This is a genomic window from Erwinia sp. 9145 (assembly GCF_000745075.1).
GTDB classification, from domain to species: domain Bacteria; phylum Pseudomonadota; class Gammaproteobacteria; order Enterobacterales; family Enterobacteriaceae; genus Erwinia; species Erwinia oleae.
The window spans coordinates 3,514,592-3,537,797 of record NZ_JQNE01000001.1 but is presented as its reverse complement, the minus strand read 5'-3'; the positions used below and the strand labels follow the sequence as shown (position 1 = coordinate 3,537,797).

Here is a 23,206-nt window from a genome sequence, read left to right as displayed (position 1 = left end):
ACAGTTATAGTACGGGCTCTGCTCTGTACACGATTTCCGAGGTGAGAGGCTTCGGTTCTGGAGAAATGGATGAAATCACTGTTTAAAGTCACATTGTTAGCTACCACGATGGCCGTTGCGCTTAATGCTCCGTTAGCGATGGCGGCTGAAGCAACGCCGGCCCAGCAGGCTCCACAGCCAGCGCCGAAAAACAGCGCCTTTAAGACGGACGATCAGCAGTCTGCTTACGCGCTGGGCGCCTCGCTCGGACGCTATATGGAAAATTCTCTGAAAGAACAGGAAAAACTGGGCATTACGCTGGATAAGCAGCAGCTGATTTCTGGCGTACAGGATGCGTTTGGCGGCAAGAGCAAACTCTCCGATCAGGAAATCGAACAAACGTTGCAGTCATTTGAAGGCCGCGTGAAGGGTGCCGCACAGGCGAAGATGGAAAAAGACGCGAAAGAGAACGCTGATAAGGGCGAGGCGTTTGCCACCAAATTCGCGAAAGAAAAAGGCGTGAAGAAAACCGAATCCGGCCTGCTTTATCAGGTGGCAAAAGAGGGTTCCGGTGACGTGCCGAAAGACAGCGATACCGTGGTGGTGAACTACAAAGGTACGCTGATCGACGGCACGGAGTTTGATAACTCTTACACCCGCGGCGAACCGCTCTCTTTCCGTCTTGATGGCGTGATCCCCGGCTGGACGGAAGGCCTGAAACACGTGAAGAAAGGCGGTAAAATCAAGCTGGTTATCCCACCGCAGCTGGCTTACGGTAAAAACGGCGTGCCTGGCATTCCGGCCAATTCCACGCTGGTATTTGACGTTGAACTGCTCGATATCAAACCGGCCGCCAAAGCGGAAGCGGGCGCTGATAAAGCTGCGCCAGCACCGGCTGCCACGCAGGATAAGTAATCTCTTTTCACCGCCACGCTTTCGTGGCGGTATTTCTCTTCCGTTACATCCTGTTTTCATTCGTTTTTCTGCGTCATATTGCATTTCATGACAAAGGTCAGGACAGGCCTTTCAGATATTTGGTAAACTTCGCTCCGCGCATTTTTTTAGAATGAGTCTGCCTGGGCCGTCGTGCGACAGGCTCTTGCAAAGGGTGGTGTCATAATGTCTGGCTCAATTTTTACCGGCGATGTCGCAGACCTTCAGCTGCTTGAGCAGCGACCTTTCGAACGGTCTGACTTCGATATCCTGAAATCCTATGAAGCCGTTGTCGATGGGTTAGCCATGTTAATTGGGTCCCATTGCGAGATCGTGCTGCATTCGCTTGAAGATCTGAACTGCTCCGCTATCAGAATCGCCAACGGCGAACACACCGGGCGTAAAATCGGCTCACCGATTACCGATCTGGCGCTGCGTATGCTGCATGATATGAGTGGCACGCACAGTAACGTTTCTAAAGCCTATTTCACACGCGCCAAAAGCGGCGTGCTGATGAAGTCGGTGACCATAGCAATTCGTAACGGGCAAAGCCGCGTCATCGGTTTGCTGTGCATTAACATGAACCTTGACGTGCCGTTCTCGCAGATCATGGCCACCTTTATGCCGCCGGAGATACAGGAAGTACCTTCATCGGTTAACTTTGCCTCCTCGGTAGAGGACCTGGTGATGCAGACGCTGGAGTTCACCATTGAAGAAGTGAGCGCTGACCGCAACGTCTCTAACAACGCCAAGAACCGTCAAATCGTGCTTAACCTGTATGAGAAAGGCATTTTCGATATTAAAGACGCCATTAATCAGGTTGCCGATCGTCTGAACATCTCCAAGCACACGGTTTATCTCTATATTCGCCAGTTCAAAAGCGGCGACCTGCTGGGCGAACGCTGATGCGCTTTACGCTGCTGGTGACCGGTCCCGCCTATGGCACCCAGCAGGCCAGCAGCGCCTGGCAGTTTGCTCAGGCACTGCTGGCTGAAGGGCATCAGTTGGACAGCGTGTTCTTCTACCGTGAAGGCGTACTGAACGCCAGCCAGTTGACCTCGCCCGCCAGCGACGAATTCGACCTGACCGCCGCCTGGCAATCGCTACAGCGCGAGCACGGCGTCGCGCTGAATATTTGCGTGGCGGCCGCGCTGCGACGCGGTATCACCGATGTAAATGAAGCAAAAAACCAGGGATTGCCGGCGGCGAATCTGGCAGACGGCTTTCTTTTGGCCGGTCTTGGTGCGCTGGCGGAAGCCGCACTGAGTACTGACCGCATGGTGCAGTTTTGATCAGGCGCATCGCTTTTGTATTTACGCAGCCGCCTCATGGCAGCAGTGCCGGACGGGAAGGGCTGGATGCCGTGCTGGCGACGTCGGCGCTGAGCGAGGATGTCGCGCTGTTTTTTATCAGCGATGGCGTTTTGCAACTGATGCCGCAGCAGGAACCAGAAAAAATTCTCGCGCGCAATTATATCGCCACTTTCGGCGTGCTGCCGCTTTATGATATCGAGCACTGCTACGCCTGTGCGACCGCGCTGTCCGATCGCGGGCTCGCCGCCAGTGAGGCATTCGTGTTGCCGGTCAGGGTGCTGGAACCGGCGACATTAAGAGCGATGCTCGGCAGCTATGACCGCGTGATCACCTTCTGAGGATACGATGCTGCATACTCTGACCCATTCGCCTTTTCAGTATGATTTCAACGCAATGCTGCGCATGCTGGCATCAGGCGATGATGTACTGCTGATGCAGGATGGCGTGCTGGCGGCACTAAAGGGCGGTCAGGCGCTTGAGTTTTTGCTGGCGGCCCCCATATCCCTTTACGTACTGCGAGACGATGTCATTGCTCGCGGGCTTTCTGCTCAAATTTCACACAAAGCGCAGGCGATAAGCTATAATAAGTTCGTTGCGCTGGTGGTAAAAAATCCGCAACAAATGACCTGGTAACAAAGGTTCTCCTGGTTATTTCTTGACACCTTTTCTACTCAGCCCTAAAATTCTGCGTCCTCGTTATCTCACGAGGCGATTTATTACGTGTTTACGAAGCAAAGCAAATCCCAGGAGCTATTTAATGGCAACAGTAAATCAGCTGGTTCGCAAACCACGCGTACGCAAAGTTGCAAAGAGCAACGTGCCTGCGCTGGAAGCCTGCCCGCAAAAACGTGGCGTATGTACGCGTGTATATACCACCACTCCTAAAAAACCGAACTCCGCACTGCGTAAAGTATGTCGTGTTCGTTTAACCAACGGTTTTGAAGTTACCTCCTATATTGGTGGTGAAGGTCATAACCTCCAGGAGCACTCCGTGATCCTGATCCGTGGCGGTCGTGTTAAAGACTTGCCAGGTGTGCGTTACCACACCGTTCGCGGCGCGCTTGACTGCTCCGGTGTTAAAGACCGTAAGCAGGCTCGCTCCAAGTACGGCGTGAAGAAGCCAAAGGCTTAATGGTTCTCCGTTAAGTAAGGCCAAACGTTTTAACTTAAATGTCAAACTAAACTCGTAGAGTTTTGGACAATCCTGAATTAACAACGGAGTATTTCCATGCCACGTCGTCGCGTTATTGGTCAGCGTAAAATTCTGCCAGATCCTAAGTTCGGATCAGAGCTGCTGGCCAAATTTGTTAATATCCTGATGGTAGATGGTAAAAAATCTACTGCTGAATCAATCGTTTATACCGCGCTTGAGACCCTGGCTCAGCGTTCAGGTAAAAACGAGCTGGAAGCCTTTGAAGTCGCCCTGGACAACGTCCGCCCAACCGTGGAAGTTAAATCCCGTCGCGTTGGTGGTTCTACTTATCAGGTACCAGTTGAAGTCCGCCCGGTTCGTCGTAATGCGCTGGCAATGCGTTGGATCGTTGAAGCTGCTCGTAAACGCGGTGATAAATCTATGGCTCTGCGCCTGGCGAACGAACTTTCTGATGCTGCTGATAACAAAGGTACAGCAGTGAAGAAACGTGAAGACGTTCACCGTATGGCCGAAGCCAACAAGGCGTTCGCTCACTACCGCTGGTAACAGCCTCGTAGTTGTTATTAACCCGGCGGGCGTTCAGGTAACTCACCCGCCGGGTTTGATTAACTTAGAACGTCCGAGAAACAGAGGAATCAAATGGCTCGTACAACACCCATTACACGCTACCGTAACATTGGTATCAGTGCACACATCGACGCCGGTAAAACCACCACTACCGAACGTATCCTGTTCTACACCGGTGTAAACCACAAAATCGGTGAAGTTCATGACGGCGCGGCCACTATGGACTGGATGGCGCAGGAGCAGGAGCGTGGTATTACCATTACCTCCGCTGCGACCACCGCGTTCTGGTCAGGTATGGCTAAGCAGTTTGAGCCGCACCGCGTTAACATCATCGACACCCCCGGACACGTTGACTTCACCATCGAAGTAGAACGTTCCATGCGTGTTCTCGACGGCGCGGTAATGGTTTACTGTGCGGTCGGCGGCGTTCAGCCACAGTCTGAAACCGTATGGCGCCAGGCGAACAAATACAAAGTTCCACGCATTGCGTTCGTTAACAAAATGGACCGCATGGGTGCTAACTTCCTGAAAGTAGTTGGTCAGATTAAAGCACGTCTGGGCGCTAACCCTGTTCCGTTGCAGCTGGCCATCGGCGCAGAAGAAAAATTCACCGGCGTTATCGACCTGGTGAAAATGAAAGCGATCAACTGGAACGACAGCGATCAGGGCGTGACCTTCGAATACGAAGAGATCCCTGCTGACATGGCAGAACTGGCTGATGAATGGCACCAGAACCTGATTGAATCCGCAGCTGAAGCCTCTGAAGAGCTGATGGAGAAATATCTGGGCGGTGAAGACCTGACTGAAGACGAGATCAAAACGGCTCTGCGTCAGCGTGTTCTGAACAACGAAATCATCCTGGTTACCTGCGGCTCTGCGTTTAAAAACAAAGGCGTTCAGGCCATGCTGGATGCGGTTGTTGAGTATCTGCCAGCACCGACAGACGTACCGGCAATTAACGGTATTCTGGACGATGGCAAAGATACGCCTGCTGAGCGTCACGCGACCGATGACGAGCCTTTCTCTGCGCTGGCGTTCAAAATTGCAACCGACCCATTCGTGGGTAACCTGACGTTCTTCCGCGTGTACTCTGGTGTTGTTAACTCCGGCGATACCGTACTGAACTCAGTAAAATCTGCGCGCGAGCGTTTTGGCCGTATCGTACAGATGCACGCCAACAAACGTGAAGAGATCAAAGAAGTTCGCGCAGGCGATATCGCTGCGGCGATCGGTCTGAAAGACGTGACGACGGGTGATACTCTGTGTGATCCGGATAACGTGATCATTCTGGAGCGTATGGAATTCCCTGAGCCGGTAATTTCTATCGCTGTAGAACCAAAAACCAAAGCTGACCAGGAAAAAATGGGTCTGGCTCTGGGCCGTCTGGCGAAAGAAGACCCGTCTTTCCGTGTATGGACTGACGAAGAATCTAACCAGACAATCATCGCTGGTATGGGTGAGTTGCACCTCGACATCATCGTTGACCGCATGAAGCGTGAATTCAACGTTGAAGCAAACGTCGGTAAACCTCAGGTTGCGTATCGTGAAGCGATTCGCTCTAAAGTTACCGATATCGAAGGTAAACACGCCAAGCAGTCTGGTGGTCGCGGTCAGTACGGTCACGTTGTTATCGACCTGTACCCACTGGAGCCGGGTGTAAACCCGAAAGGCTACGAATTTGTCAACGACATCAAAGGTGGTGTGATTCCTGGTGAATACATCCCTGCCGTTGATAAAGGGATTCAGGAACAGCTTAAGTCTGGCCCGCTGGCAGGTTACCCGGTAGTTGATATCGGTGTTCGTCTGCACTTCGGTTCATACCATGACGTTGACTCCTCGGAACTGGCGTTTAAACTGGCTGCTTCTCTGGCGTTTAAAGACGGCTTTAAGAAAGCAAAACCAGTTCTGCTTGAGCCGGTGATGAAGGTTGAAGTTGAAACGCCTGAAGAGAACACGGGTGACGTTATCGGTGACCTTAGCCGTCGTCGCGGTACGCTGCGCGGCCAGGAAACCAATGTTACTGGCGTTGTGATCCACGCTGAAGTGCCGCTGTCCGAGATGTTTGGCTATGCGACACAGCTGCGTTCTATCACTAAAGGCCGTGCATCTTACTCCATGGAATTCCTGAAGTATGATGATGCGCCGAACAATGTTGCTCAGGCTGTTATTGAAGCCCGTGGTAAATAATCGGGTTTAACCAATTGATCCCGTGCTCTCCTTTTTGAAAAGGAGAGCACAACAGTAAGGAATATCGCCGTGTCTAAAGAAAAATTTGAACGTAACAAACCGCACGTCAACGTTGGTACTATCGGCCACGTTGACCACGGTAAAACCACCCTGACTGCTGCTATCACTACCGTTCTGGCTAAAACCTACGGTGGTTCTGCACGTGCGTTCGATCAGATCGATAACGCGCCAGAAGAAAAAGCACGTGGTATCACCATCAACACTTCTCACGTTGAATACGATACCCCGACTCGCCACTACGCGCACGTTGACTGCCCTGGCCACGCCGACTATGTGAAAAACATGATCACCGGTGCTGCGCAGATGGACGGCGCGATCCTGGTTGTTGCTGCGACTGACGGCCCGATGCCGCAGACCCGTGAGCACATCCTGCTGGGCCGTCAGGTTGGCGTTCCTTACATCATCGTGTTCCTGAACAAGTGCGACATGGTTGATGATGAAGAGCTGCTGGAACTGGTTGAAATGGAAGTCCGTGACCTGCTGTCACAGTACGATTTCCCTGGCGACGACACGCCAATCGTTCACGGTTCTGCCCTGAAAGCGCTGGAAGGCGATGCAGAGTGGGAAGCGAAAATCATCGAGCTGGCCGGTCACCTGGATAACTACATCCCGGAACCAGAGCGCGCCATTGACAAGCCGTTCCTGCTGCCAATCGAAGACGTTTTCTCCATCTCCGGCCGTGGTACTGTGGTAACCGGTCGTGTTGAGCGCGGTATCGTTAAAGTGGGCGAAGAAGTTGAAATCGTCGGCATCAAAGACACCGTGAAATCGACCTGTACCGGCGTTGAAATGTTCCGCAAACTGCTGGACGAAGGCCGTGCAGGCGAGAACTGTGGTATTCTGCTGCGCGGTATCAAGCGTGAAGATATCCAGCGTGGACAGGTTCTGGCCAAGCCAGGCTCAATCAAGCCACACACCAAATTTGAGTCAGAAGTTTACATTCTGTCCAAAGACGAAGGTGGCCGTCATACGCCATTCTTCAAAGGCTACCGTCCACAGTTCTACTTCCGTACCACCGACGTGACCGGAACGATCGAACTGCCGGAAGGCGTTGAGATGGTAATGCCGGGCGACAACATCAAAATGGTTGTTACCCTGATCCACCCAATCGCAATGGACGACGGTCTGCGTTTCGCAATCCGCGAAGGCGGCCGTACCGTGGGTGCAGGCGTTGTTGCTAAAGTTATGGCCTAATCGCCATTGCTGACGGGAGGAGCGTAACGTTTCACCTGTGGCAACGATAAAAAAGAGCGCTTCGGCGCTCTTTTTTTATGTCTGCCTGCCGGACAAAGTGGTTAACTTTAATTGAAATAAAAACGATTCGCATTTACACTATGGGCAGAAATTGTACCGGAGTGGTTTAATGTATATCTGCCTGTGTAATGCCGTAAGCGATAAGACAATCCGTGAAGTGGTTCGCCGTTATCAACCCCGATCTCTGCAACAGCTCCGCCAGTTCGTCCCGGTTGGCAAACAGTGTGGCAAATGCATTCGCGCCGCACGAGAAATTATGGAAACTGAGCTGCAACACGCGCCGCAATACAAAGAAATCGCCTGATCATACCCCTACTTTTCATCATGCCTTTTTGACTTCCGCCCATCCGCATCTACGATCAGTAATAACTGGAAGCGGAGGAAACAAAATGAAGGGCGATGCACAAATAATAACTCATCTCAATAAACTGCTCGGAAATGAACTGGTGGCGATAAACCAGTACTTCCTGCATGCACGAATGTTTAAAAACTGGGGGCTGATGCGTCTGAATGATGTCGAGTACCATGAGTCAATCGATGAAATGAAACATGCGGACAAGTACATTGAACGCATTTTGTTTCTCGAAGGGATACCAAATCTTCAGGATCTGGGCAGGCTGCGCATTGGCGAAGACGTTGAGGAGATGCTGAAATCCGACCTGGCGCTGGAACTTGAAGGCGCGCGGGATCTGCGTGAAGCTATTGCCTGGGCCGACAAAGTACATGACTATGTCAGCCGCGATATGATGATCGTCATTCTTGAAGATGAAGAGCATCACATCGACTTCCTTGAAACGGAACTGGATTTGATCGCAAAAATTGGTGTTCAGAACTATCTTCAGTCACAAATCAAACCCACAAAGTAGGGCAGTATGTCTTATCCATTCTGACGCCGTCGGTTCTGTTTCCGACGGCGTTTTCCTTTCCGCGTCCCGTCGCCAGCGCCCTACACTGACAAACCGGTTGCAATAGCAGCGTATGTACGTATAATGCGCGGGCCTGTCAGAAATGACGGCCCGGTTCAATCTGAACCGCAGGCGAGCGAAAGCTCCCTGACAATACTCCCAATCGGGGAGTTATGTGCAGACGATTACACTCCCCCATCAATCGTAATGGGTGCGAGGAGTAATTTTTTTCGTTTATAAATAATTGGAGCTCTGGTCTCATGCAGAACCAAAGAATCCGTATCCGTCTTAAAGCGTTTGATCATCGTCTGATCGATCAATCAACTGCGGAAATCGTTGAGACCGCCAAGCGCACTGGTGCGCAGGTACGTGGTCCCATCCCGCTGCCGACCCGCAAAGAGCGTTTTACCGTTCTGATCTCCCCGCACGTCAACAAAGATGCGCGCGATCAGTATGAAATTCGCACTCACAAGCGTCTGGTTGACATCGTTGAGCCAACTGAGAAAACGGTTGATGCTCTGATGCGTCTGGATCTGGCTGCCGGTGTAGACGTGCAGATCAGCCTGGGTTAATCAGGTCATTGAGCGATTGAGAGGTTGAAACAATGATTGGTTTAGTCGGTAAGAAAGTGGGTATGACGCGTATCTTCACTGAAGAAGGCGTTTCTATCCCAGTAACCGTGATCGAAATTGAAGCAAACCGCGTGACTCAGGTTAAGAGCCTGGAGAACGACGGTTACACTGCTATTCAGGTGACTGCCGGTGTGAAGAAAGCAAACCGCGTCACTAAGCCTGAAGCAGGCCATTTTGCTAAAGCTGGCGTTGAAGCTGGCCGTGGTCTGTGGGAATTCCGCACCGTTGAAGGCGCAGAATACACCGTAGGTCAGAGCATTAACGTTGATATTTTCGCTGACGTGAAAAAAGTTGACGTGACGGGCACATCTAAAGGTAAAGGTTTTGCCGGTACTGTTAAGCGCTGGAACTTCCGTACTCAGGATGCAACGCACGGTAACTCCTTGTCTCACCGCGTTCCGGGTTCTATCGGTCAGAACCAGACTCCGGGCAAAGTGTTCAAAGGCAAGAAAATGGCAGGCCAGCTGGGTAATGAGCGCGTTACTGTTCAGAGCCTGGACGTAGTACGTGTTGACGCTGAGCGCAACCTGCTGCTGGTTAAAGGTGCGGTTCCCGGTGCTACCGGTTGCGACCTGATCGTTAAACCAGCTGTGAAGGCGTAAGGGGATAGCAATGGAATTAGTATTGAAAGACGCGCAAAGCGCGCTGACTGTTTCCGAAACTACCTTCGGTCGTGATTTCAACGAAGCGCTGGTACATCAGGTTGTTGTTGCTTATGCAGCAGGTGCCCGTCAAGGTACTCGCGCCCAGAAGACCCGTGCTGAAGTTACTGGTTCCGGTAAAAAACCGTGGCGCCAGAAAGGTACCGGCCGTGCGCGTTCAGGTTCTGTTAAGAGCCCGATCTGGCGTTCCGGTGGCGTAACCTTCGCTGCGAAGCCTCAGGACCACAGTCAAAAAGTTAACAAAAAGATGTACCGCGGCGCGCTGAAAAGCATCCTGTCCGAACTGGTACGTCAGGACCGTCTGATTGTTGTTGAGAAGTTTGCTCTCGAAGCGCCTAAAACTAAGCTGCTGGTAGACAAACTGAAAGAGATGGCGCTGGAAGACGTGCTGATCATCACTGGCGAGCTGGAAGAGAACCTGTTCCTGGCCGCGCGCAACCTGTACAAGGTTGACGTTCGTGATGCAGCGGGTATCGACCCTGTTAGCCTGATCGCCTTCGACAAAGTCGTTATGACTGCTGACGCAGTTAAGCAAGTTGAGGAGATGCTGGCATGATCCGTGAAGAACGTCTGCTGAAAGTACTGCGCGCGCCGCACGTATCGGAAAAAGCGTCTGCTGCGATGGAAAAAACCAACACCATCGTTCTCAAAGTTGCTAAAGACGCGACCAAAGCAGAAATCAAAGCCGCTGTTCAGAAACTTTTCGAAGTAGAAGTTGAAGACGTGAATACCCTGGTTGTTAAAGGGAAAGTGAAACGTCACGGACAGCGTATTGGTCGTCGTAACGACTGGAAAAAAGCTTACGTCACCCTGAAAGAAGGCCAGAATCTGGACTTCGTTGGCGGCGCTGAGTAAGTCGGAGGAGAAGAACAATGGCAGTTGTTAAATGTAAACCGACATCTCCGGGTCGTCGCCACGTAGTTAAAGTGGTAAACACGGAGCTGCATAAGGGCAAACCTTTTGCCCCGCTGGTAGAAAAAAACAGCAAATCCGGTGGCCGTAACAACAATGGTCGCATCACTACTCGTCACATCGGTGGTGGTCACAAGCAGGCTTATCGTATTATTGACTTCAAACGCAATAAAGACGGTATCCCGGCAACCGTTGAACGTCTTGAGTACGATCCGAACCGCTCTGCGAACATCGCACTGGTTCTGTACAAAGACGGCGAGCGCCGTTACATCCTGGCCCCTAAAGGCCTGAAAGCTGGCGATCAGATTCAGTCTGGCGTTGATGCTGCGATTAAAGCGGGTAACACCCTGCCAATGCGCAACATCCCAGTGGGTTCTACCGTGCATAACGTAGAAATGAAACCAGGCAAAGGCGGTCAGATTGCTCGCTCAGCCGGTGCTTACGTGCAGATCGTTGCGCGTGAAGGTTCCTACGTTACCCTGCGTCTGCGTTCTGGTGAAATGCGTAAAGTCGAAGCTGACTGCCGCGCAACCATGGGCGAAGTCGGTAACGCCGAGCACATGCTTCGCGTTCTGGGTAAAGCCGGTGCAGCACGTTGGCGTGGTGTTCGTCCTACCGTTCGCGGTACTGCGATGAACCCAGTCGATCACCCGCATGGTGGTGGTGAAGGTCGTAACTTTGGTAAGCACCCGGTAACTCCGTGGGGCGTTCAGACCAAAGGTAAGAAGACCCGTAGCAACAAGCGTACTGATAAATTTATCGTACGTCGCCGTAGCAAATAATTTTAGAGGATAAGCCATGCCACGTTCTCTCAAGAAAGGTCCTTTTATTGACCTGCACTTGCTGAAGAAGGTAGAGAAAGCGGTGGAAAGCGGAGACAAGAAGCCCCTGCGCACCTGGTCCCGTCGTTCAACGATCTTTCCAACTATGATCGGTTTGACCATCGCTGTCCATAATGGTCGTCAGCACGTACCAGTCTTTGTAACCGACGAAATGGTCGGCCACAAACTGGGTGAATTCGCGCCGACCCGTACTTATCGCGGCCACGCGGCTGATAAAAAAGCCAAGAAACGCTAAGAGAGGAGGAAGAGATGGAAACTATCGCTAAACATCGCCACGCTCGTTCTTCTGCTCAAAAGGTTCGCCTGGTAGCGGATCTGGTACGCGGTAAGAAAGTGTCGCAGGCTCTGGACATTTTGACCTACACCAATAAGAAAGCGGCTGTACTGGTCAAGAAAGTCCTGGAATCTGCCATTGCTAACGCCGAACACAACGATGGCGCTGACATTGATGATCTGAAAGTCACGAAAATTTTCGTCGACGAAGGCCCTAGCATGAAGCGCATTATGCCGCGTGCAAAAGGTCGTGCAGATCGCATCCTGAAGCGCACCAGCCACATTACTGTGGTTGTGTCCGATCGCTGAGACTCTGGAGACTAGCAATGGGTCAGAAAGTACATCCTAATGGTATTCGCCTGGGTATTGTTAAACCCTGGAACTCTACCTGGTTCGCCAATACCAAAGAATTCGCTGACAACCTGGACAGCGACTTTAAAGTACGTCAGTTCCTGACTAAAGAACTGGCTAAAGCGTCTGTATCTCGTATCGTTATCGAACGTCCGGCTAAGAGCATCCGTGTGACTATTCACACCGCTCGCCCTGGTATCGTTATCGGTAAGAAAGGTGAAGACGTAGAAAAACTGCGTAAGGTCGTAGCGGATATCGCTGGCGTTCCTGCGCAGATCAATATCGCCGAAGTCCGTAAACCGGAACTGGACGCTAAGCTGGTTGCTGACAGCATCACTTCACAGCTGGAGCGTCGTGTGATGTTCCGTCGTGCTATGAAGCGTGCGGTACAGAACGCAATGCGTCTGGGCGCTAAAGGGATTAAAGTTGAAGTTAGTGGCCGTCTGGGCGGTGCAGAAATCGCGCGTACCGAATGGTATCGTGAAGGCCGCGTGCCGTTGCACACCCTGCGTGCTGACATTGACTACAACACCTCTGAAGCGCACACCACTTATGGTGTAATCGGCGTTAAGGTATGGATCTTCAAAGGTGAGATCCTGGGTGGTATGGCTGCTGTTGAACAACCGGAACCGGCTGCTCAACCTAAAAAGCAGCAGCGTAAAGGCCGTAAGTAAGGAGAGTCGCTGATGTTACAACCAAAGCGTACAAAATTCCGTAAAATGCACAAAGGCCGCAACCGTGGTCTGGCTGCCGGTACGGATATTAGCTTCGGTACTTTCGGTCTGAAAGCTGTTGGCCGTGGTCGTCTGACTGCCCGTCAGATCGAAGCAGCACGTCGTGCTATGACCCGTGCAGTTAAGCGTCAAGGTAAAATTTGGATCCGTGTATTCCCGGACAAACCAATTACCGAGAAGCCGCTGGAAGTGCGTATGGGTAAAGGTAAAGGTAACGTGGAGTATTGGGTTGCCTTGATCCAGCCTGGTAAAGTCCTGTATGAAATGGACGGCGTACCGGAAGAGCTGGCCCGTGAAGCATTCAAGCTGGCAGCAGCAAAACTGCCTATCAAAACCACCTTTGTAACTAAGACGGTGATGTAATGAAAGCAACAGAGCTGCGTGAAAAAAGCGTTGAAGAGCTGAACACTGAGCTGCTTAACCTGCTGCGTGAGCAGTTCAACCTGCGCATGCAGGCAGCATCCGGCCAACTGCAACAGACTCATCTGTTGAAGAACGTGCGTCGTGATGTTGCTCGCGTTAAGACTTTACTGACTGAGAAGGCGGGTGCGTAATGACCGATAAAATCCGTACTCTGCAAGGTCGCGTTGTCAGCGACAAAATGGAGAAATCCATTGTTGTTGCCATCGAGCGTTTCGTGAAACACCCAATTTACGGTAAGTTCATCAAACGTACGACTAAACTGCACGTACATGACGAGAACAACGAGTGTGGCGCCGGCGACGTGGTTGAAATCCGCGAATGCCGTCCGATTTCCAAGACCAAGTCCTGGACACTGGTTCGCGTTGTAGAGAAAGCGATTCTGTAATAGAATCTGCCCTCTTTAAAAATAAGATAAACGGCTCGTATGGGCCGTTTATTTTTTCTACCCATATTCTGGATGCGGTGTTATAATGCTGCGCCCTCAATTATGGGGCTTTTAACGACCTGAATCAGGTCCCGAAGTAGTAGTTGACATTAGCGGAGCACTAAAATGATCCAAGAACAGACTATGCTGAACGTCGCCGACAACTCCGGTGCACGTCGCGTAATGTGTATCAAGGTTCTGGGTGGCTCGCACCGTCGCTACGCAGGCGTCGGCGACATCATTAAAATTACCATCAAGGAAGCAATTCCTCGCGGTAAGGTTAAAAAAGGTGATGTCCTGAAGGCGGTAGTGGTGCGCACCAGGAAGGGTGTTCGTCGCCCGGACGGTTCTGTCATTCGCTTCGATGGTAATGCATGCGTTATTTTAAACAATAACAGCGAGCAGCCTATCGGTACGCGTATTTTTGGGCCGGTAACTCGTGAACTTCGTACTGAGAAGTTCATGAAAATTATCTCTCTGGCACCAGAAGTACTCTAAGGAGCGAAAAATGGCAGCTAAAATCCGTCGCGATGACGAAGTTATTGTGCTTACCGGTAAAGACAAAGGTAAACGCGGTAAAGTAAAAAATGTTCTGTCTTCCGGCAAAATCATTGTTGAAGGTATCAACCTGGTTAAGAAGCACCAGAAGCCTGTTCCGGCTCTGAACCAACCAGGCGGCATCGTTGAAAAAGAAGCTGCTATTCAGGTTTCCAACGTTGCGCTTTACAACACTGCAACCGGTAAGGCTGACCGTGTAGGCTTTAGGTTCGAAGACGGCAAAAAAGTCCGTTTCTTCAAGTCTAATAGCGAAACTATCAAGTAATTTGGAGTAGTACGATGGCGAAACTGCATGATTACTACAAAGACGAAGTAGTTAATAAACTCATGACAGAGTTTAACTACAATTCTGTCATGCAAGTCCCTCGGGTCGAGAAGATCACCCTGAATATGGGTGTGGGTGAAGCGATCGCTGACAAGAAACTGCTGGATAACGCAGCAGCAGACCTGGCAGCAATCTCCGGTCAAAAACCGTTGATCACCAAAGCACGCAAATCTGTTGCAGGCTTCAAAATCCGTCAGGGCTATCCGATCGGCTGTAAAGTAACTCTGCGTGGCGAACGCATGTGGGAGTTCTTCGAGCGACTGATCTCTATTGCTGTTCCACGTATCCGTGACTTCCGTGGCCTGTCCGCTAAGTCATTCGACGGTCGTGGTAACTACAGCATGGGCGTTCGCGAGCAGATCATCTTCCCAGAAATCGACTACGACAAAGTCGATCGCGTCCGTGGTTTGGATATCACCATTACCACTACTGCGAAATCTGACGATGAAGGCCGTGCTCTGCTGGCTGCCTTTGACTTCCCGTTCCGCAAGTAAGGCAGGGTTACTGATGGCAAAGCAATCAATGAAAGCACGCGAAGTCGTTCGCGTAAAACTGGCTGAAAAATATCGCGCTAAACGCGAGGAATTGAAAGCCATTATCTCTAGTGTGAACTCATCCGACGAAGAACGTTGGGATGCTGTTCTTAAGCTGCAGACTCTGCCGCGTGATTCCAGCCCGTCTCGTCAGCGTAACCGCTGCCGTCAAACTGGTCGTCCGCACGCTTTCCTGCGGAAGTTCGGGTTGAGCCGTATCAAGGTCCGTGAAGCCGCCATGCGCGGTGAAATTCCGGGTCTGAAAAAGGCTAGCTGGTAATTGTCACCAATTGAATCACGGGAGTAAAGACAGATGAGCATGCAAGATCCGATCGCGGATATGCTGACCCGTATCCGTAACGGTCAAGCCGCGAACAAAGTTGCGGTCACCATGCCTTCCTCCAAGCTGAAAGTGGCAATCGCCAACGTGCTGAAGGAAGAAGGTTATATTGAAGAATTTAAAATCGAAGGCGACATCAAGCCAGAACTGGAACTGACTCTTAAGTATTTCCAGGGCAAGGCTGTGGTGGAAAGCATTCAGCGTGTTAGCCGTCCAGGTCTGCGTATCTACAAACGCAAAGACGATCTGCCAAAAGTTATGGCAGGACTGGGTATCGCTGTTGTTTCTACCTCTAAAGGTGTTATGACCGATCGTGCAGCGCGCCAGGCTGGTCTTGGTGGCGAAATTATCTGCTACGTAGCTTAACGGAGGAAAGAATGTCTCGTGTTGCTAAAGCACCTGTCGTCATTCCTGCCGGCGTAGAGGTAAAACTCAACGGTCAGGTTATTTCGATTAAAGGTAAAAACGGCGAGCTGACTCGTACGCTCAATGATGCTGTAGAAGTGAAGCATGCTGACAACGCTCTGACTTTCGCTCCGCGCGAAGGTTTCACAGACGGTTGGGCGCAGGCAGGTACTTCTCGTGCACTACTGAACAGTATGGTTATCGGTGTTACCGAAGGCTTCACTAAGAAGCTTCAGCTGGTTGGTGTAGGTTATCGTGCAGCCGTAAAAGGCAATGTGGTGAATCTGGCCCTGGGCTTTTCTCACCCTGTTGATCATGAGTTGCCAGCGGGTATCACTGCTGAATGTCCATCACAGACTGAAATCGTGCTGAAAGGCTCCGATAAGCAGCTGGTTGGTCAGGTAGCAGCCGATCTACGCGCCTACCGTCGTCCTGAGCCTTATAAAGGCAAGGGTGTTCGTTACGCCGACGAAGTCGTGCGTACCAAAGAGGCTAAGAAGAAGTAAGGTAACACTATGGATAAGAAATCTGCTCGTATCCGTCGTGCGACCCGCGCACGCCGCAAGCTCAAAGAGCTGGGTGCAACTCGCCTGGTGGTACATCGTACCCCGCGTCATATTTACGCACAGGTAATTGCTCCAAACGGTTCTGAAGTTCTGGTTGCTGCTTCTACAGTAGAAAAAGCAATCAGTGAGCAACTGAAGTACACAGGAAACAAAGACGCCGCAGCCGCTGTTGGTAAAGCAGTTGCTGAGCGCGCAATCGAAAAAGGCATCAAAGGTGTTTCTTTCGACCGCTCTGGTTTCCAATATCATGGTCGTGTCCAGGCACTGGCAGATGCTGCCCGTGAAGCTGGCCTACAGTTCTAAGGTAGAGGTGTAAGATGGCACACATCGAAAAACAAGCTGGCGAACTGCAGGAAAAGCTGATCGCGGTAAATCGCGTATCGAAAACCGTTAAAGGTGGTCGCATTTTCTCCTTCACTGCGCTGACAGTGGTAGGCGATGGCAATGGTCGCATCGGTTTTGGTTACGGTAAAGCGCGTGAAGTACCAGCAGCGATCCAGAAAGCGATGGAAAAAGCCCGTCGCAACATGATTAACGTCGCGCTGAACAACGGCACCCTGCAACACCCGGTTAAAGGTGTTCACACGGGTTCTCGCGTGTTCATGATGCCAGCTTCTGAAGGTACCGGTATTATCGCCGGTGGTGCAATGCGCGCCGTCCTGGAAGTTGCTGGGGTTCATAACGTTCTGGCTAAAGCCTACGGTTCCACTAACCCGATTAACGTGGTTCGTGCAACGCTGGATGGCCTGGGTAACATGAATTCCCCAGAAATGGTCGCTGCCAAGCGTGGCAAATCCGTTGAAGACATTCTGGGGTAATGACCATGGCTAAGACTATCAAAATTACTCAAACCCGCAGTGCGATCGGTCGTTTGCCGAAACATAAGGCAACGCTGCTTGGCCTGGGTCTGCGTCGTATTAACCACACCGTTGAGCGTGAAGACACGCCTGCTGTACGCGGTATGGTTAACGCGATTTCCTACATGGTTAAAGTGGAGGAGTAACAGATGCGTTTAAATACTCTGTCTCCGGCCGAAGGGTCTAAGCACGCGCCGAAACGTCTGGGCCGTGGTATTGGTTCTGGCCTCGGTAAGACCGGCGGTCGTGGTCACAAAGGTCAGAACTCTCGTTCTGGCGGTGGCGTACGTCGCGGTTTCGAAGGCGGCCAGATGCCTCTGTACCGTCGTCTGCCTAAGTTCGGTTTTACCTCTCGTAAAGCAATGGTTACGGCAGAAGTTCGTCTGTCTGACCTGGCTAAAGTTGAAGGCGACGTCGTCGACCTGAATACGCTGAAAGCAGCAAACATTATCGGTATCCAGATTGAGTTCGCGAAAGTGATTCTGTCTGGTGAAGTTTCTACTCCGGTAACGATTCGCGGCCTGCGTGTCACTAAAGGCGCTCGTGCTGCAATCGAAGCTGCTGGCGGTAAAATTGAGGAATAAGTAGCAGATGGCAAAGCAACCGGGATTAGATTTTCAAAGTGCCAAAGGTGGGTTAGGTGAGCTCAAGCGCAGACTTCTGTTTGTAATTGGCGCGCTGATTGTTTTCCGCATTGGCTCTTTTATTCCGATCCCTGGTATCGATGCCACTGTACTTGCCAAACTGCTTGAGCAACAGCGTGGCACCATCATTGAAATGTTTAACATGTTCTCTGGTGGTGCTCTGAGCCGTGCTTCTATCTTTGCTCTGGGTATTATGCCGTATATTTCGGCTTCGATTATTATCCAGCTGCTGACGGTGGTTCATCCCGCCCTCGCAGAAATAAAGAAAGAAGGGGAGGCTGGCCGTCGTAAGATTAGCCAGTACACCCGTTACGGTACGTTGGTATTAGGGATATTTCAGTCAATCGGTATTGCTACCGGTTTACCGAATATGCCGGGAATGCAGGGCCTGGTGATGAACCCAGGCTTTGCCTTCTACTTTACCGCTGTTGTCAGCCTGGTTACCGGAACAATGTTCCTGATGTGGCTGGGTGAACAGATTACTGAACGAGGTATCGGCAACGGTATCTCCATCATAATCTTCGCGGGTATTGTTGCGGGTCTGCCGCCGGCCATTGGCCATACCATCGAGCAAGCGCGGCAGGGCGACCTGCACTTCCTCCTGTTGCTGTTGGTTGCAGTTCTCGTATTTGCAGTGACCTTCTTCGTTGTTTACGTTGAGCGTGGTCAGCGCCGCATTGTGGTGAACTATGCCAAACGTCAGCAAGGCCGTCGTGTTTATGCTGCGCAGAGCACACATTTACCGCTGAAAGTGAATATGGCGGGAGTCATCCCGGCAATCTTTGCTTCCAGTATTATTCTGTTTCCAGCAACCATCGCGTCATGGTTCGGGGGCGGAACCGGTTGGAACTGGCTGTCTACGATTTCAATGTATTTGCAGCCTGGTCAACCGCTTTATGTGTTACTCTATGCGACTGCAATCATCTTCTTCTGTTTCTTTTATACAGCGCTGGTTTTCAACCCGCGTGAAACAGCAGATAACCTGAAGAAGTCTGGTGCATTCGTGCCAGGAATTCGTCCGGGAGAACAAACGGCGAAGTATATCGATAAAGTAATGACGCGCCTGACCTTAATTGGGGCGTTGTATATTACTTTTATTTGCCTGATCCCGGAGTTCATGCGTGATGCGATGAAAGTGCCATTTTACTTTGGCGGCACCTCGCTGCTGATTGTAGTGGTCGTCATCATGGACTTTATGGCTCAAGTGCAAACTCTGATGATGTCCAGTCAGTACGAGTCTGCATTGAAAAAAGCTAACCTGAAAGGCTACGGTCGTTAATTCAGGCGCTTGAGAAGTTACGGAGAGTAAAAATGAAAGTTCGTGCTTCCGTCAAGAAATTATGTCGTAACTGCAAAATCGTTCGCCGCGACGGTGTCGTACGTGTGATTTGCAGCGCCGAGCCTAAGCATAAACAGCGCCAGGGCTAATATTTTTCTTGCAAAGTCGGGTTGAGCTGGCTAGATTAGCCAGCCAATCTTTTGTATGTCTATGTGTTCCCATTTGAGTATCCTGAAAACGGGCTTTTCGGCATGGGACGCATATTTAAATAGTAGGAGTGCATAGTGGCCCGTATAGCAGGCATTAACATTCCTGATCATAAACATACTGTTATCGCTTTAACCTCGATTTACGGTATCGGCAAAACCCGCTCACAGGCTATCTGTGCGGCAACGGGTATCGCTGAAAATGTTAAGATCAGTGAGCTGTCTGAAGAGCAAATCGACATTCTGCGTGACGAAGTTGCTAAGTTTGTTGTCGAAGGCGATCTGCGTCGTGAAATTACCCTGAGCATCAAGCGTCTTATGGACATTGGTTGCTATCGTGGTTTACGCCATCGTCGTGGTCTACCGGTTCGCGGTCAGCGTACCAAGACCAACGCACGTACCCGCAAGGGTCCGCGTAAACCGATCAAGAAATAATCGGGGTAATTGAATAATGGCAAAGGCACCAGTTCGTGCACGCAAGCGTGTAAGAAAGCAAGTCTCTGACGGTGTGGCTCATGTCCATGCGTCTTTTAACAACACCATCGTGACTATTACCGATCGTCAGGGTAATGCGTTGGGTTGGGCAACAGCCGGTGGTTCCGGTTTCCGTGGTTCTCGTAAATCAACGCCGTTTGCAGCTCAGGTTGCTGCTGAGCGCTGCGCTGATGCCGTGAAAGAGTACGGTATTAAGAACCTGGAAGTTATGGTAAAGGGTCCTGGTCCGGGCCGCGAATCTACGATTCGTGCTCTGAACGCTGCTGGTTTCCGCATCACAAATATTACTGATGTGACTCCGATCCCTCACAACGGTTGTCGTCCGCCGAAAAAACGTCGCGTATAACGCCCGTTTTTTAGGAATGTTGGAGAAAGAAAATGGCAAGATATTTGGGTCCTAAGCTCAAGCTGAGCCGTCGCGAAGGTACAGACCTCTTCCTGAAGTCTGGCGTTCGCGCGATTGATACCAAGTGTAAGATTGAACAAGCTCCTGGTCAGCACGGTGCGCGTAAACCGCGTCTGTCTGATTATGGCGTACAGTTGCGTGAAAAGCAGAAAGTTCGTCGTATGTACGGCGTGCTGGAGCGTCAGTTCCGTAACTATTACAAAGAAGCAGCACGTCTGAAAGGCAACACCGGTGAAAACCTGTTAGCTCTGCTGGAAGGTCGTCTGGACAACGTTGTTTACCGTATGGGCTTTGGTGCGACGCGCGCTGAATCACGTCAGCTCGTTAGCCATAAAGCTGTCATGGTAAACGGACGCGTTGTTAACATCGCTTCTTATCAGGTAACTCCGAATGACGTTGTTAGCATCCGTGAGAAAGCCAAAAAGCAGTCTCGCGTGAAAGCCGCTCTTGAGCTGGCTGAACAGCGTGAAAAGCCAACCTGGCTGGAAGTTGATGCCACTAAGATGGAAGGCGTGTTCAAGCGTAAGCCTGAGCGTACCGATCTGTCTGCGGACATTAACGAACACCTGATCGTCGAGCTTTATTCTAAATAAGGCTTGAGTTTTAAGAGAGGACACAATGCAGGGTTCTGTGACAGAGTTTCTAAAACCGCGCCTGGTAGATATCGAGCAAGTGAGTTCGACGCACGCCAAGGTGACCCTTGAGCCTTTAGAGCGTGGCTTTGGCCATACTCTTGGTAACGCACTGCGCCGTATTCTGCTTTCATCAATGCCGGGTTGCGCGGTGACCGAGGTTGAAATTGATGGTGTACTGCACGAGTACAGCACCAAAGAGGGCGTACAGGAAGATATCCTGGAAATCCTGCTCAACCTGAAAGGGCTGGCGGTAAGAGTTCAGGGCAAAGATGAAGTTATTCTTACTCTGAGTAAATCTGGCATTGGCCCTGTGACTGCAGCCGATATCACCCATGATGGTGATGTCGAAATCGTCAAGCCGCAGCACGTGATCTGCCACCTGACCGATGAGAACGCGGCTATCAGCATGCGTATCAAAGTTCAGCGCGGTCGTGGTTATGTGCCGGCGTCTGCCCGAATTCATTCGGAAGAAGATGAGCGCCCGATCGGCCGTCTGTTGGTCGACGCGTGCTACAGCCCTGTAGAGCGTATTGCCTACAATGTTGAAGCTGCGCGTGTAGAACAGCGTACCGACCTGGACAAGCTGGTCATCGAAATGGAAACCAACGGCACTATTGATCCTGAAGAAGCGATCCGCCGTGCGGCTACCATCCTGGCAGAACAACTTGAAGCTTTCGTTGACTTACGTGATGTACGTCAGCCGGAAGTTAAAGAAGAGAAACCAGAATTCGATCCGATCCTGCTGCGCCCTGTTGACGATCTGGAATTGACTGTCCGCTCTGCTAACTGCCTTAAGGCAGAAGCTATCCACTACATCGGTGATCTGGTACAGCGTACTGAGGTTGAGCTGCTTAAAACGCCTAACCTTGGTAAAAAATCTCTTACTGAGATTAAAGACGTGCTGGCTTCTCGTGGTCTGTCTCTGGGCATGCGCCTGGAAAACTGGCCGCCAGCTAGCATTGCTGATGAATAACCCGATCACAGGTTAAGGTTTCACTGAGAAGGATAAGGTCATGCGCCATCGTAAGAGTGGTCGTCAACTGAACCGCAACAGCAGCCATCGCCAGGCTATGTTCCGCAATATGGCTGGTTCTCTGGTTCGTCATGAAATCATCAAGACGACCCTGCCAAAAGCGAAAGAGCTGCGTCGTGTAGTTGAGCCGCTGATTACTCTTGCCAAGACCGACAGCGTAGCTAATCGTCGTCTGGCATTCGCCCGCACTCGTGATAACGAGATCGTGGCAAAACTGTTTAACGAGCTGGGCCCGCGTTTCGCGAGCCGTGCTGGTGGTTACACTCGCATTCTGAAGTGTGGCTTCCGCGCTGGTGACAACGCTCCGATGGCTTACATCGAGCTGGTTGATCGTCCAGAAGCTCAAGCAGAAGCAGCAGCAGAGTAATCTGCTGTTAATTGAAAAAACCGGGCTTGCCCGGTTTTTTTATGTCTGTCTTCCCCCATACCCTCTCCGCGCGTTACTCTTAATTATTCACTCCCAACATGAGCTAACTATGTGGTTAATCGACCAGCTTGTTGAACAGCAGATTGCCGAAGCGCAGAGGAAGGGCGATCTGAGCGATCTGCCCGGAAGCGGCAAGCCGCTGACGTTGGATGATGACAGCCATGTTCCTCCAGAACTGCGGACGGCTTATCGCTTGCTAAAAAACTCAGGTTTTTTGCCGCCGGAGTTGGAAATGCGTCGCGAGGCGGTTGAACTGGAGCGCATGTTGAACGGTCTGGCACCGGATGATAGCGACTATCAGCAACATACGAAACGACTACGGCTGCTTGAAATAAAGCTGCAACAGGCGGGAATGCGTACCGATTTTCTGCATGGTGAATATCGCCGTCGGCTAACTGAGCAAATTGAGGGAAAAAATGATGTATAAAATCGGGCAGCTTGCCAGAATGGCGGAGGTCACGCCAGATACCATTCGCTACTATGAAAAGCAGCAGATGATGGATCATGAAATTCGTACTGAAGGCGGGTTCCGCCTTTACAGTGACAACGATCTTCAGCGGCTGAAGTTTATTCGCTATGGCAGGCAGTTGGGTTTCAGTCTTGAAGCAATACGTGAGCTGCTGTCGATCCGGGTTGATCCTGAACATCATACCTGTCAGGAGTCTAAATCTATTGTGCAAAGCCGTCTGCTGGAGGTGGAGGCAATGATTGCCGAATTGCAGCATATGCAACGCTCGCTGAAGCGGCTTAATGATGCCTGCTGCGGTACGGCACACAGTAGCGTTTATTGTTCCATCCTGGAAGCGCTCGAAAGAGGTTCACTCAGTGATGAAACACGTTGAGTTGATCAGGCTTTGCTTTTATATTTTCCAACGTCAACCATTCAGGAGAAA

General features: G+C 51.1%; 41 protein-coding genes. All 41 read left to right on the top strand.

Features of this window, described 5'->3' with window-relative positions:
- Positions 1 to 69: 69 nt before the first annotated feature.
- The 41 genes from fkpA to zntR all read left to right on the top strand — a co-directional run bounded on the left by fkpA (position 70) and on the right by zntR (position 23,155).
- Positions 70 to 894: an FKBP-type peptidyl-prolyl cis-trans isomerase gene (fkpA, locus tag FA91_RS16785; protein ID WP_034917521.1), complete on the top strand. Its 825-nt coding sequence runs from the start codon at positions 70 to 72 to the stop codon at positions 892 to 894.
- Between the two features lie 204 nt (positions 895 to 1,098).
- Positions 1,099 to 1,818, top strand: a complete 720-nt coding sequence (locus FA91_RS16780) for a transcriptional regulator (protein WP_034917519.1) — start codon at positions 1,099 to 1,101, stop codon at positions 1,816 to 1,818.
- Positions 1,818 to 2,204, top strand: coding sequence for a sulfurtransferase complex subunit TusD (gene tusD, locus FA91_RS16775; RefSeq protein WP_034917517.1), 387 nt, complete (start codon positions 1,818 to 1,820; stop codon positions 2,202 to 2,204). Before FA91_RS16780 ends, tusD begins: the two co-directional genes overlap by 1 nt.
- Positions 2,204 to 2,563: a sulfurtransferase complex subunit TusC gene (tusC, locus tag FA91_RS16770; RefSeq protein WP_034919465.1), complete on the top strand. Its 360-nt coding sequence runs from the start codon at positions 2,204 to 2,206 to the stop codon at positions 2,561 to 2,563. Before tusD ends, tusC begins: the two co-directional genes overlap by 1 nt.
- A gap of 7 nt (positions 2,564 to 2,570) precedes the next feature.
- On the top strand, positions 2,571 to 2,858 hold the full coding sequence (tusB, locus tag FA91_RS16765; protein WP_034917514.1) for a sulfurtransferase complex subunit TusB: 288 nt from the start codon (positions 2,571 to 2,573) through the stop codon (positions 2,856 to 2,858).
- 124 nt (positions 2,859 to 2,982) lie between these two features.
- A complete protein-coding gene (rpsL, locus tag FA91_RS16760) occupies positions 2,983 to 3,357 on the top strand; it encodes a 30S ribosomal protein S12 (protein ID WP_003852912.1) in 375 nt (124 codons plus the stop codon).
- A 96-nt stretch (positions 3,358 to 3,453) separates the two neighbouring features.
- Positions 3,454 to 3,924 carry a 30S ribosomal protein S7 gene (rpsG, locus tag FA91_RS16755; RefSeq protein WP_017350059.1) on the top strand — a complete coding sequence of 157 codons (471 nt, stop codon included), beginning with the start codon at positions 3,454 to 3,456 and terminating at the stop codon, positions 3,922 to 3,924.
- Positions 3,925 to 4,017: 93 nt separating this feature from the next.
- Positions 4,018 to 6,132, top strand: coding sequence for an elongation factor G (gene fusA / locus FA91_RS16750; protein WP_034917507.1), 2,115 nt, complete (start codon positions 4,018 to 4,020; stop codon positions 6,130 to 6,132).
- A 69-nt stretch (positions 6,133 to 6,201) separates the two neighbouring features.
- Positions 6,202 to 7,386 carry an elongation factor Tu gene (gene tuf / locus FA91_RS16745; RefSeq protein ID WP_034917505.1) on the top strand — a complete coding sequence of 395 codons (1,185 nt, stop codon included), beginning with the start codon at positions 6,202 to 6,204 and terminating at the stop codon, positions 7,384 to 7,386.
- A 169-nt stretch (positions 7,387 to 7,555) separates the two neighbouring features.
- Positions 7,556 to 7,750 (top strand): bacterioferritin-associated ferredoxin, encoded by a 195-nt coding sequence (bfd, locus tag FA91_RS16740; protein ID WP_034917503.1) that lies wholly within the window; start codon positions 7,556 to 7,558, stop codon positions 7,748 to 7,750.
- A gap of 85 nt (positions 7,751 to 7,835) precedes the next feature.
- A complete protein-coding gene (gene bfr / locus FA91_RS16735; protein WP_034917500.1) occupies positions 7,836 to 8,312 on the top strand; it encodes a bacterioferritin in 477 nt (158 codons plus the stop codon).
- Positions 8,313 to 8,611: 299 nt separating this feature from the next.
- The gene (rpsJ, locus tag FA91_RS16730) at positions 8,612 to 8,923 is read left to right on the top strand and encodes a 30S ribosomal protein S10 (RefSeq protein WP_001181005.1); all 312 of its coding nucleotides are present in this window, start codon (positions 8,612 to 8,614) and stop codon (positions 8,921 to 8,923) included.
- 32 nt (positions 8,924 to 8,955) lie between these two features.
- Complete coding sequence (rplC, locus tag FA91_RS16725; protein WP_034917497.1) at positions 8,956 to 9,585, top strand: 50S ribosomal protein L3; 630 nt, start codon at positions 8,956 to 8,958, stop codon at positions 9,583 to 9,585.
- 10 nt (positions 9,586 to 9,595) lie between these two features.
- Positions 9,596 to 10,201, top strand: coding sequence for a 50S ribosomal protein L4 (gene rplD, locus FA91_RS16720; RefSeq protein WP_034917495.1), 606 nt, complete (start codon positions 9,596 to 9,598; stop codon positions 10,199 to 10,201).
- Positions 10,198 to 10,500: a 50S ribosomal protein L23 gene (rplW, locus tag FA91_RS16715; protein WP_034917494.1), complete on the top strand. Its 303-nt coding sequence runs from the start codon at positions 10,198 to 10,200 to the stop codon at positions 10,498 to 10,500. The genes rplD and rplW overlap by 4 nt, the downstream gene beginning before the upstream one ends.
- Before the next feature lie 17 nt (positions 10,501 to 10,517).
- On the top strand, positions 10,518 to 11,339 hold the full coding sequence (gene rplB, locus FA91_RS16710; RefSeq protein WP_034917493.1) for a 50S ribosomal protein L2: 822 nt from the start codon (positions 10,518 to 10,520) through the stop codon (positions 11,337 to 11,339).
- 16 nt (positions 11,340 to 11,355) lie between these two features.
- Entirely contained in the window at positions 11,356 to 11,634 is a 279-nt protein-coding gene (gene rpsS / locus FA91_RS16705) for a 30S ribosomal protein S19 (RefSeq protein ID WP_034917491.1), read from the top strand.
- 14 nt (positions 11,635 to 11,648) lie between these two features.
- Positions 11,649 to 11,981 carry a 50S ribosomal protein L22 gene (gene rplV, locus FA91_RS16700; protein WP_000447532.1) on the top strand — a complete coding sequence of 111 codons (333 nt, stop codon included), beginning with the start codon at positions 11,649 to 11,651 and terminating at the stop codon, positions 11,979 to 11,981.
- Between the two features lie 17 nt (positions 11,982 to 11,998).
- Entirely contained in the window at positions 11,999 to 12,697 is a 699-nt protein-coding gene (gene rpsC, locus FA91_RS20855; protein ID WP_002919766.1) for a 30S ribosomal protein S3, read from the top strand.
- Positions 12,698 to 12,709: 12 nt separating this feature from the next.
- Positions 12,710 to 13,120, top strand: a complete 411-nt coding sequence (rplP, locus tag FA91_RS20850; protein ID WP_034917488.1) for a 50S ribosomal protein L16 — start codon at positions 12,710 to 12,712, stop codon at positions 13,118 to 13,120.
- Positions 13,120 to 13,311 (top strand): 50S ribosomal protein L29, encoded by a 192-nt coding sequence (rpmC, locus tag FA91_RS16685; RefSeq protein WP_024966580.1) that lies wholly within the window; start codon positions 13,120 to 13,122, stop codon positions 13,309 to 13,311. The genes rplP and rpmC overlap by 1 nt, the downstream gene beginning before the upstream one ends.
- Positions 13,311 to 13,565 (top strand): 30S ribosomal protein S17, encoded by a 255-nt coding sequence (gene rpsQ, locus FA91_RS16680; protein ID WP_034917486.1) that lies wholly within the window; start codon positions 13,311 to 13,313, stop codon positions 13,563 to 13,565. The genes rpmC and rpsQ overlap by 1 nt, the downstream gene beginning before the upstream one ends.
- 165 nt (positions 13,566 to 13,730) lie before the next feature.
- The gene (gene rplN, locus FA91_RS16675; protein WP_004160583.1) at positions 13,731 to 14,102 is read left to right on the top strand and encodes a 50S ribosomal protein L14; all 372 of its coding nucleotides are present in this window, start codon (positions 13,731 to 13,733) and stop codon (positions 14,100 to 14,102) included.
- A gap of 10 nt (positions 14,103 to 14,112) precedes the next feature.
- Complete coding sequence (gene rplX / locus FA91_RS16670; RefSeq protein WP_034917484.1) at positions 14,113 to 14,427, top strand: 50S ribosomal protein L24; 315 nt, start codon at positions 14,113 to 14,115, stop codon at positions 14,425 to 14,427.
- Between the two features lie 14 nt (positions 14,428 to 14,441).
- Positions 14,442 to 14,981: a 50S ribosomal protein L5 gene (gene rplE, locus FA91_RS16665; protein ID WP_034917482.1), complete on the top strand. Its 540-nt coding sequence runs from the start codon at positions 14,442 to 14,444 to the stop codon at positions 14,979 to 14,981.
- 13 nt (positions 14,982 to 14,994) lie between these two features.
- Entirely contained in the window at positions 14,995 to 15,300 is a 306-nt protein-coding gene (gene rpsN / locus FA91_RS20845) for a 30S ribosomal protein S14 (protein WP_034917480.1), read from the top strand.
- A 33-nt stretch (positions 15,301 to 15,333) separates the two neighbouring features.
- Positions 15,334 to 15,726 (top strand): 30S ribosomal protein S8, encoded by a 393-nt coding sequence (gene rpsH / locus FA91_RS20840; protein WP_034917477.1) that lies wholly within the window; start codon positions 15,334 to 15,336, stop codon positions 15,724 to 15,726.
- An 11-nt stretch (positions 15,727 to 15,737) separates the two neighbouring features.
- Positions 15,738 to 16,271 (top strand): 50S ribosomal protein L6, encoded by a 534-nt coding sequence (gene rplF / locus FA91_RS20835; protein ID WP_034917475.1) that lies wholly within the window; start codon positions 15,738 to 15,740, stop codon positions 16,269 to 16,271.
- Between the two features lie 9 nt (positions 16,272 to 16,280).
- Positions 16,281 to 16,634, top strand: a complete 354-nt coding sequence (rplR, locus tag FA91_RS20830) for a 50S ribosomal protein L18 (protein ID WP_034917473.1) — start codon at positions 16,281 to 16,283, stop codon at positions 16,632 to 16,634.
- 14 nt (positions 16,635 to 16,648) lie between these two features.
- Positions 16,649 to 17,149 carry a 30S ribosomal protein S5 gene (gene rpsE / locus FA91_RS16640; protein ID WP_013204121.1) on the top strand — a complete coding sequence of 167 codons (501 nt, stop codon included), beginning with the start codon at positions 16,649 to 16,651 and terminating at the stop codon, positions 17,147 to 17,149.
- Between the two features lie 5 nt (positions 17,150 to 17,154).
- On the top strand, positions 17,155 to 17,334 hold the full coding sequence (rpmD, locus tag FA91_RS20825) for a 50S ribosomal protein L30 (RefSeq protein ID WP_024966590.1): 180 nt from the start codon (positions 17,155 to 17,157) through the stop codon (positions 17,332 to 17,334).
- A 3-nt stretch (positions 17,335 to 17,337) separates the two neighbouring features.
- Positions 17,338 to 17,772, top strand: coding sequence for a 50S ribosomal protein L15 (gene rplO / locus FA91_RS16630; RefSeq protein ID WP_034917471.1), 435 nt, complete (start codon positions 17,338 to 17,340; stop codon positions 17,770 to 17,772).
- Positions 17,773 to 17,779: 7 nt separating this feature from the next.
- A complete protein-coding gene (gene secY / locus FA91_RS16625) occupies positions 17,780 to 19,111 on the top strand; it encodes a preprotein translocase subunit SecY (RefSeq protein ID WP_034917469.1) in 1,332 nt (443 codons plus the stop codon).
- Between the two features lie 32 nt (positions 19,112 to 19,143).
- The gene (gene rpmJ / locus FA91_RS20625; RefSeq protein ID WP_020322760.1) at positions 19,144 to 19,260 is read left to right on the top strand and encodes a 50S ribosomal protein L36; all 117 of its coding nucleotides are present in this window, start codon (positions 19,144 to 19,146) and stop codon (positions 19,258 to 19,260) included.
- A 135-nt stretch (positions 19,261 to 19,395) separates the two neighbouring features.
- The gene (gene rpsM / locus FA91_RS16620; protein WP_034917468.1) at positions 19,396 to 19,752 is read left to right on the top strand and encodes a 30S ribosomal protein S13; all 357 of its coding nucleotides are present in this window, start codon (positions 19,396 to 19,398) and stop codon (positions 19,750 to 19,752) included.
- A gap of 16 nt (positions 19,753 to 19,768) precedes the next feature.
- Positions 19,769 to 20,158, top strand: a complete 390-nt coding sequence (rpsK, locus tag FA91_RS16615; protein ID WP_034899652.1) for a 30S ribosomal protein S11 — start codon at positions 19,769 to 19,771, stop codon at positions 20,156 to 20,158.
- A 32-nt stretch (positions 20,159 to 20,190) separates the two neighbouring features.
- On the top strand, positions 20,191 to 20,811 hold the full coding sequence (gene rpsD / locus FA91_RS16610; protein WP_034917465.1) for a 30S ribosomal protein S4: 621 nt from the start codon (positions 20,191 to 20,193) through the stop codon (positions 20,809 to 20,811).
- Between the two features lie 25 nt (positions 20,812 to 20,836).
- Positions 20,837 to 21,826, top strand: coding sequence for a DNA-directed RNA polymerase subunit alpha (rpoA, locus tag FA91_RS16605; RefSeq protein ID WP_034917462.1), 990 nt, complete (start codon positions 20,837 to 20,839; stop codon positions 21,824 to 21,826).
- 40 nt (positions 21,827 to 21,866) lie between these two features.
- Positions 21,867 to 22,253 (top strand): 50S ribosomal protein L17, encoded by a 387-nt coding sequence (gene rplQ, locus FA91_RS16600; protein WP_003850180.1) that lies wholly within the window; start codon positions 21,867 to 21,869, stop codon positions 22,251 to 22,253.
- Between the two features lie 109 nt (positions 22,254 to 22,362).
- Positions 22,363 to 22,740 (top strand): DUF1992 domain-containing protein, encoded by a 378-nt coding sequence (locus tag FA91_RS16595; protein WP_034917459.1) that lies wholly within the window; start codon positions 22,363 to 22,365, stop codon positions 22,738 to 22,740.
- A complete protein-coding gene (zntR, locus tag FA91_RS16590) occupies positions 22,733 to 23,155 on the top strand; it encodes a Zn(2+)-responsive transcriptional regulator (RefSeq protein WP_034917456.1) in 423 nt (140 codons plus the stop codon). Before FA91_RS16595 ends, zntR begins: the two co-directional genes overlap by 8 nt.
- Positions 23,156 to 23,206: the final 51 nt, after the last annotated feature.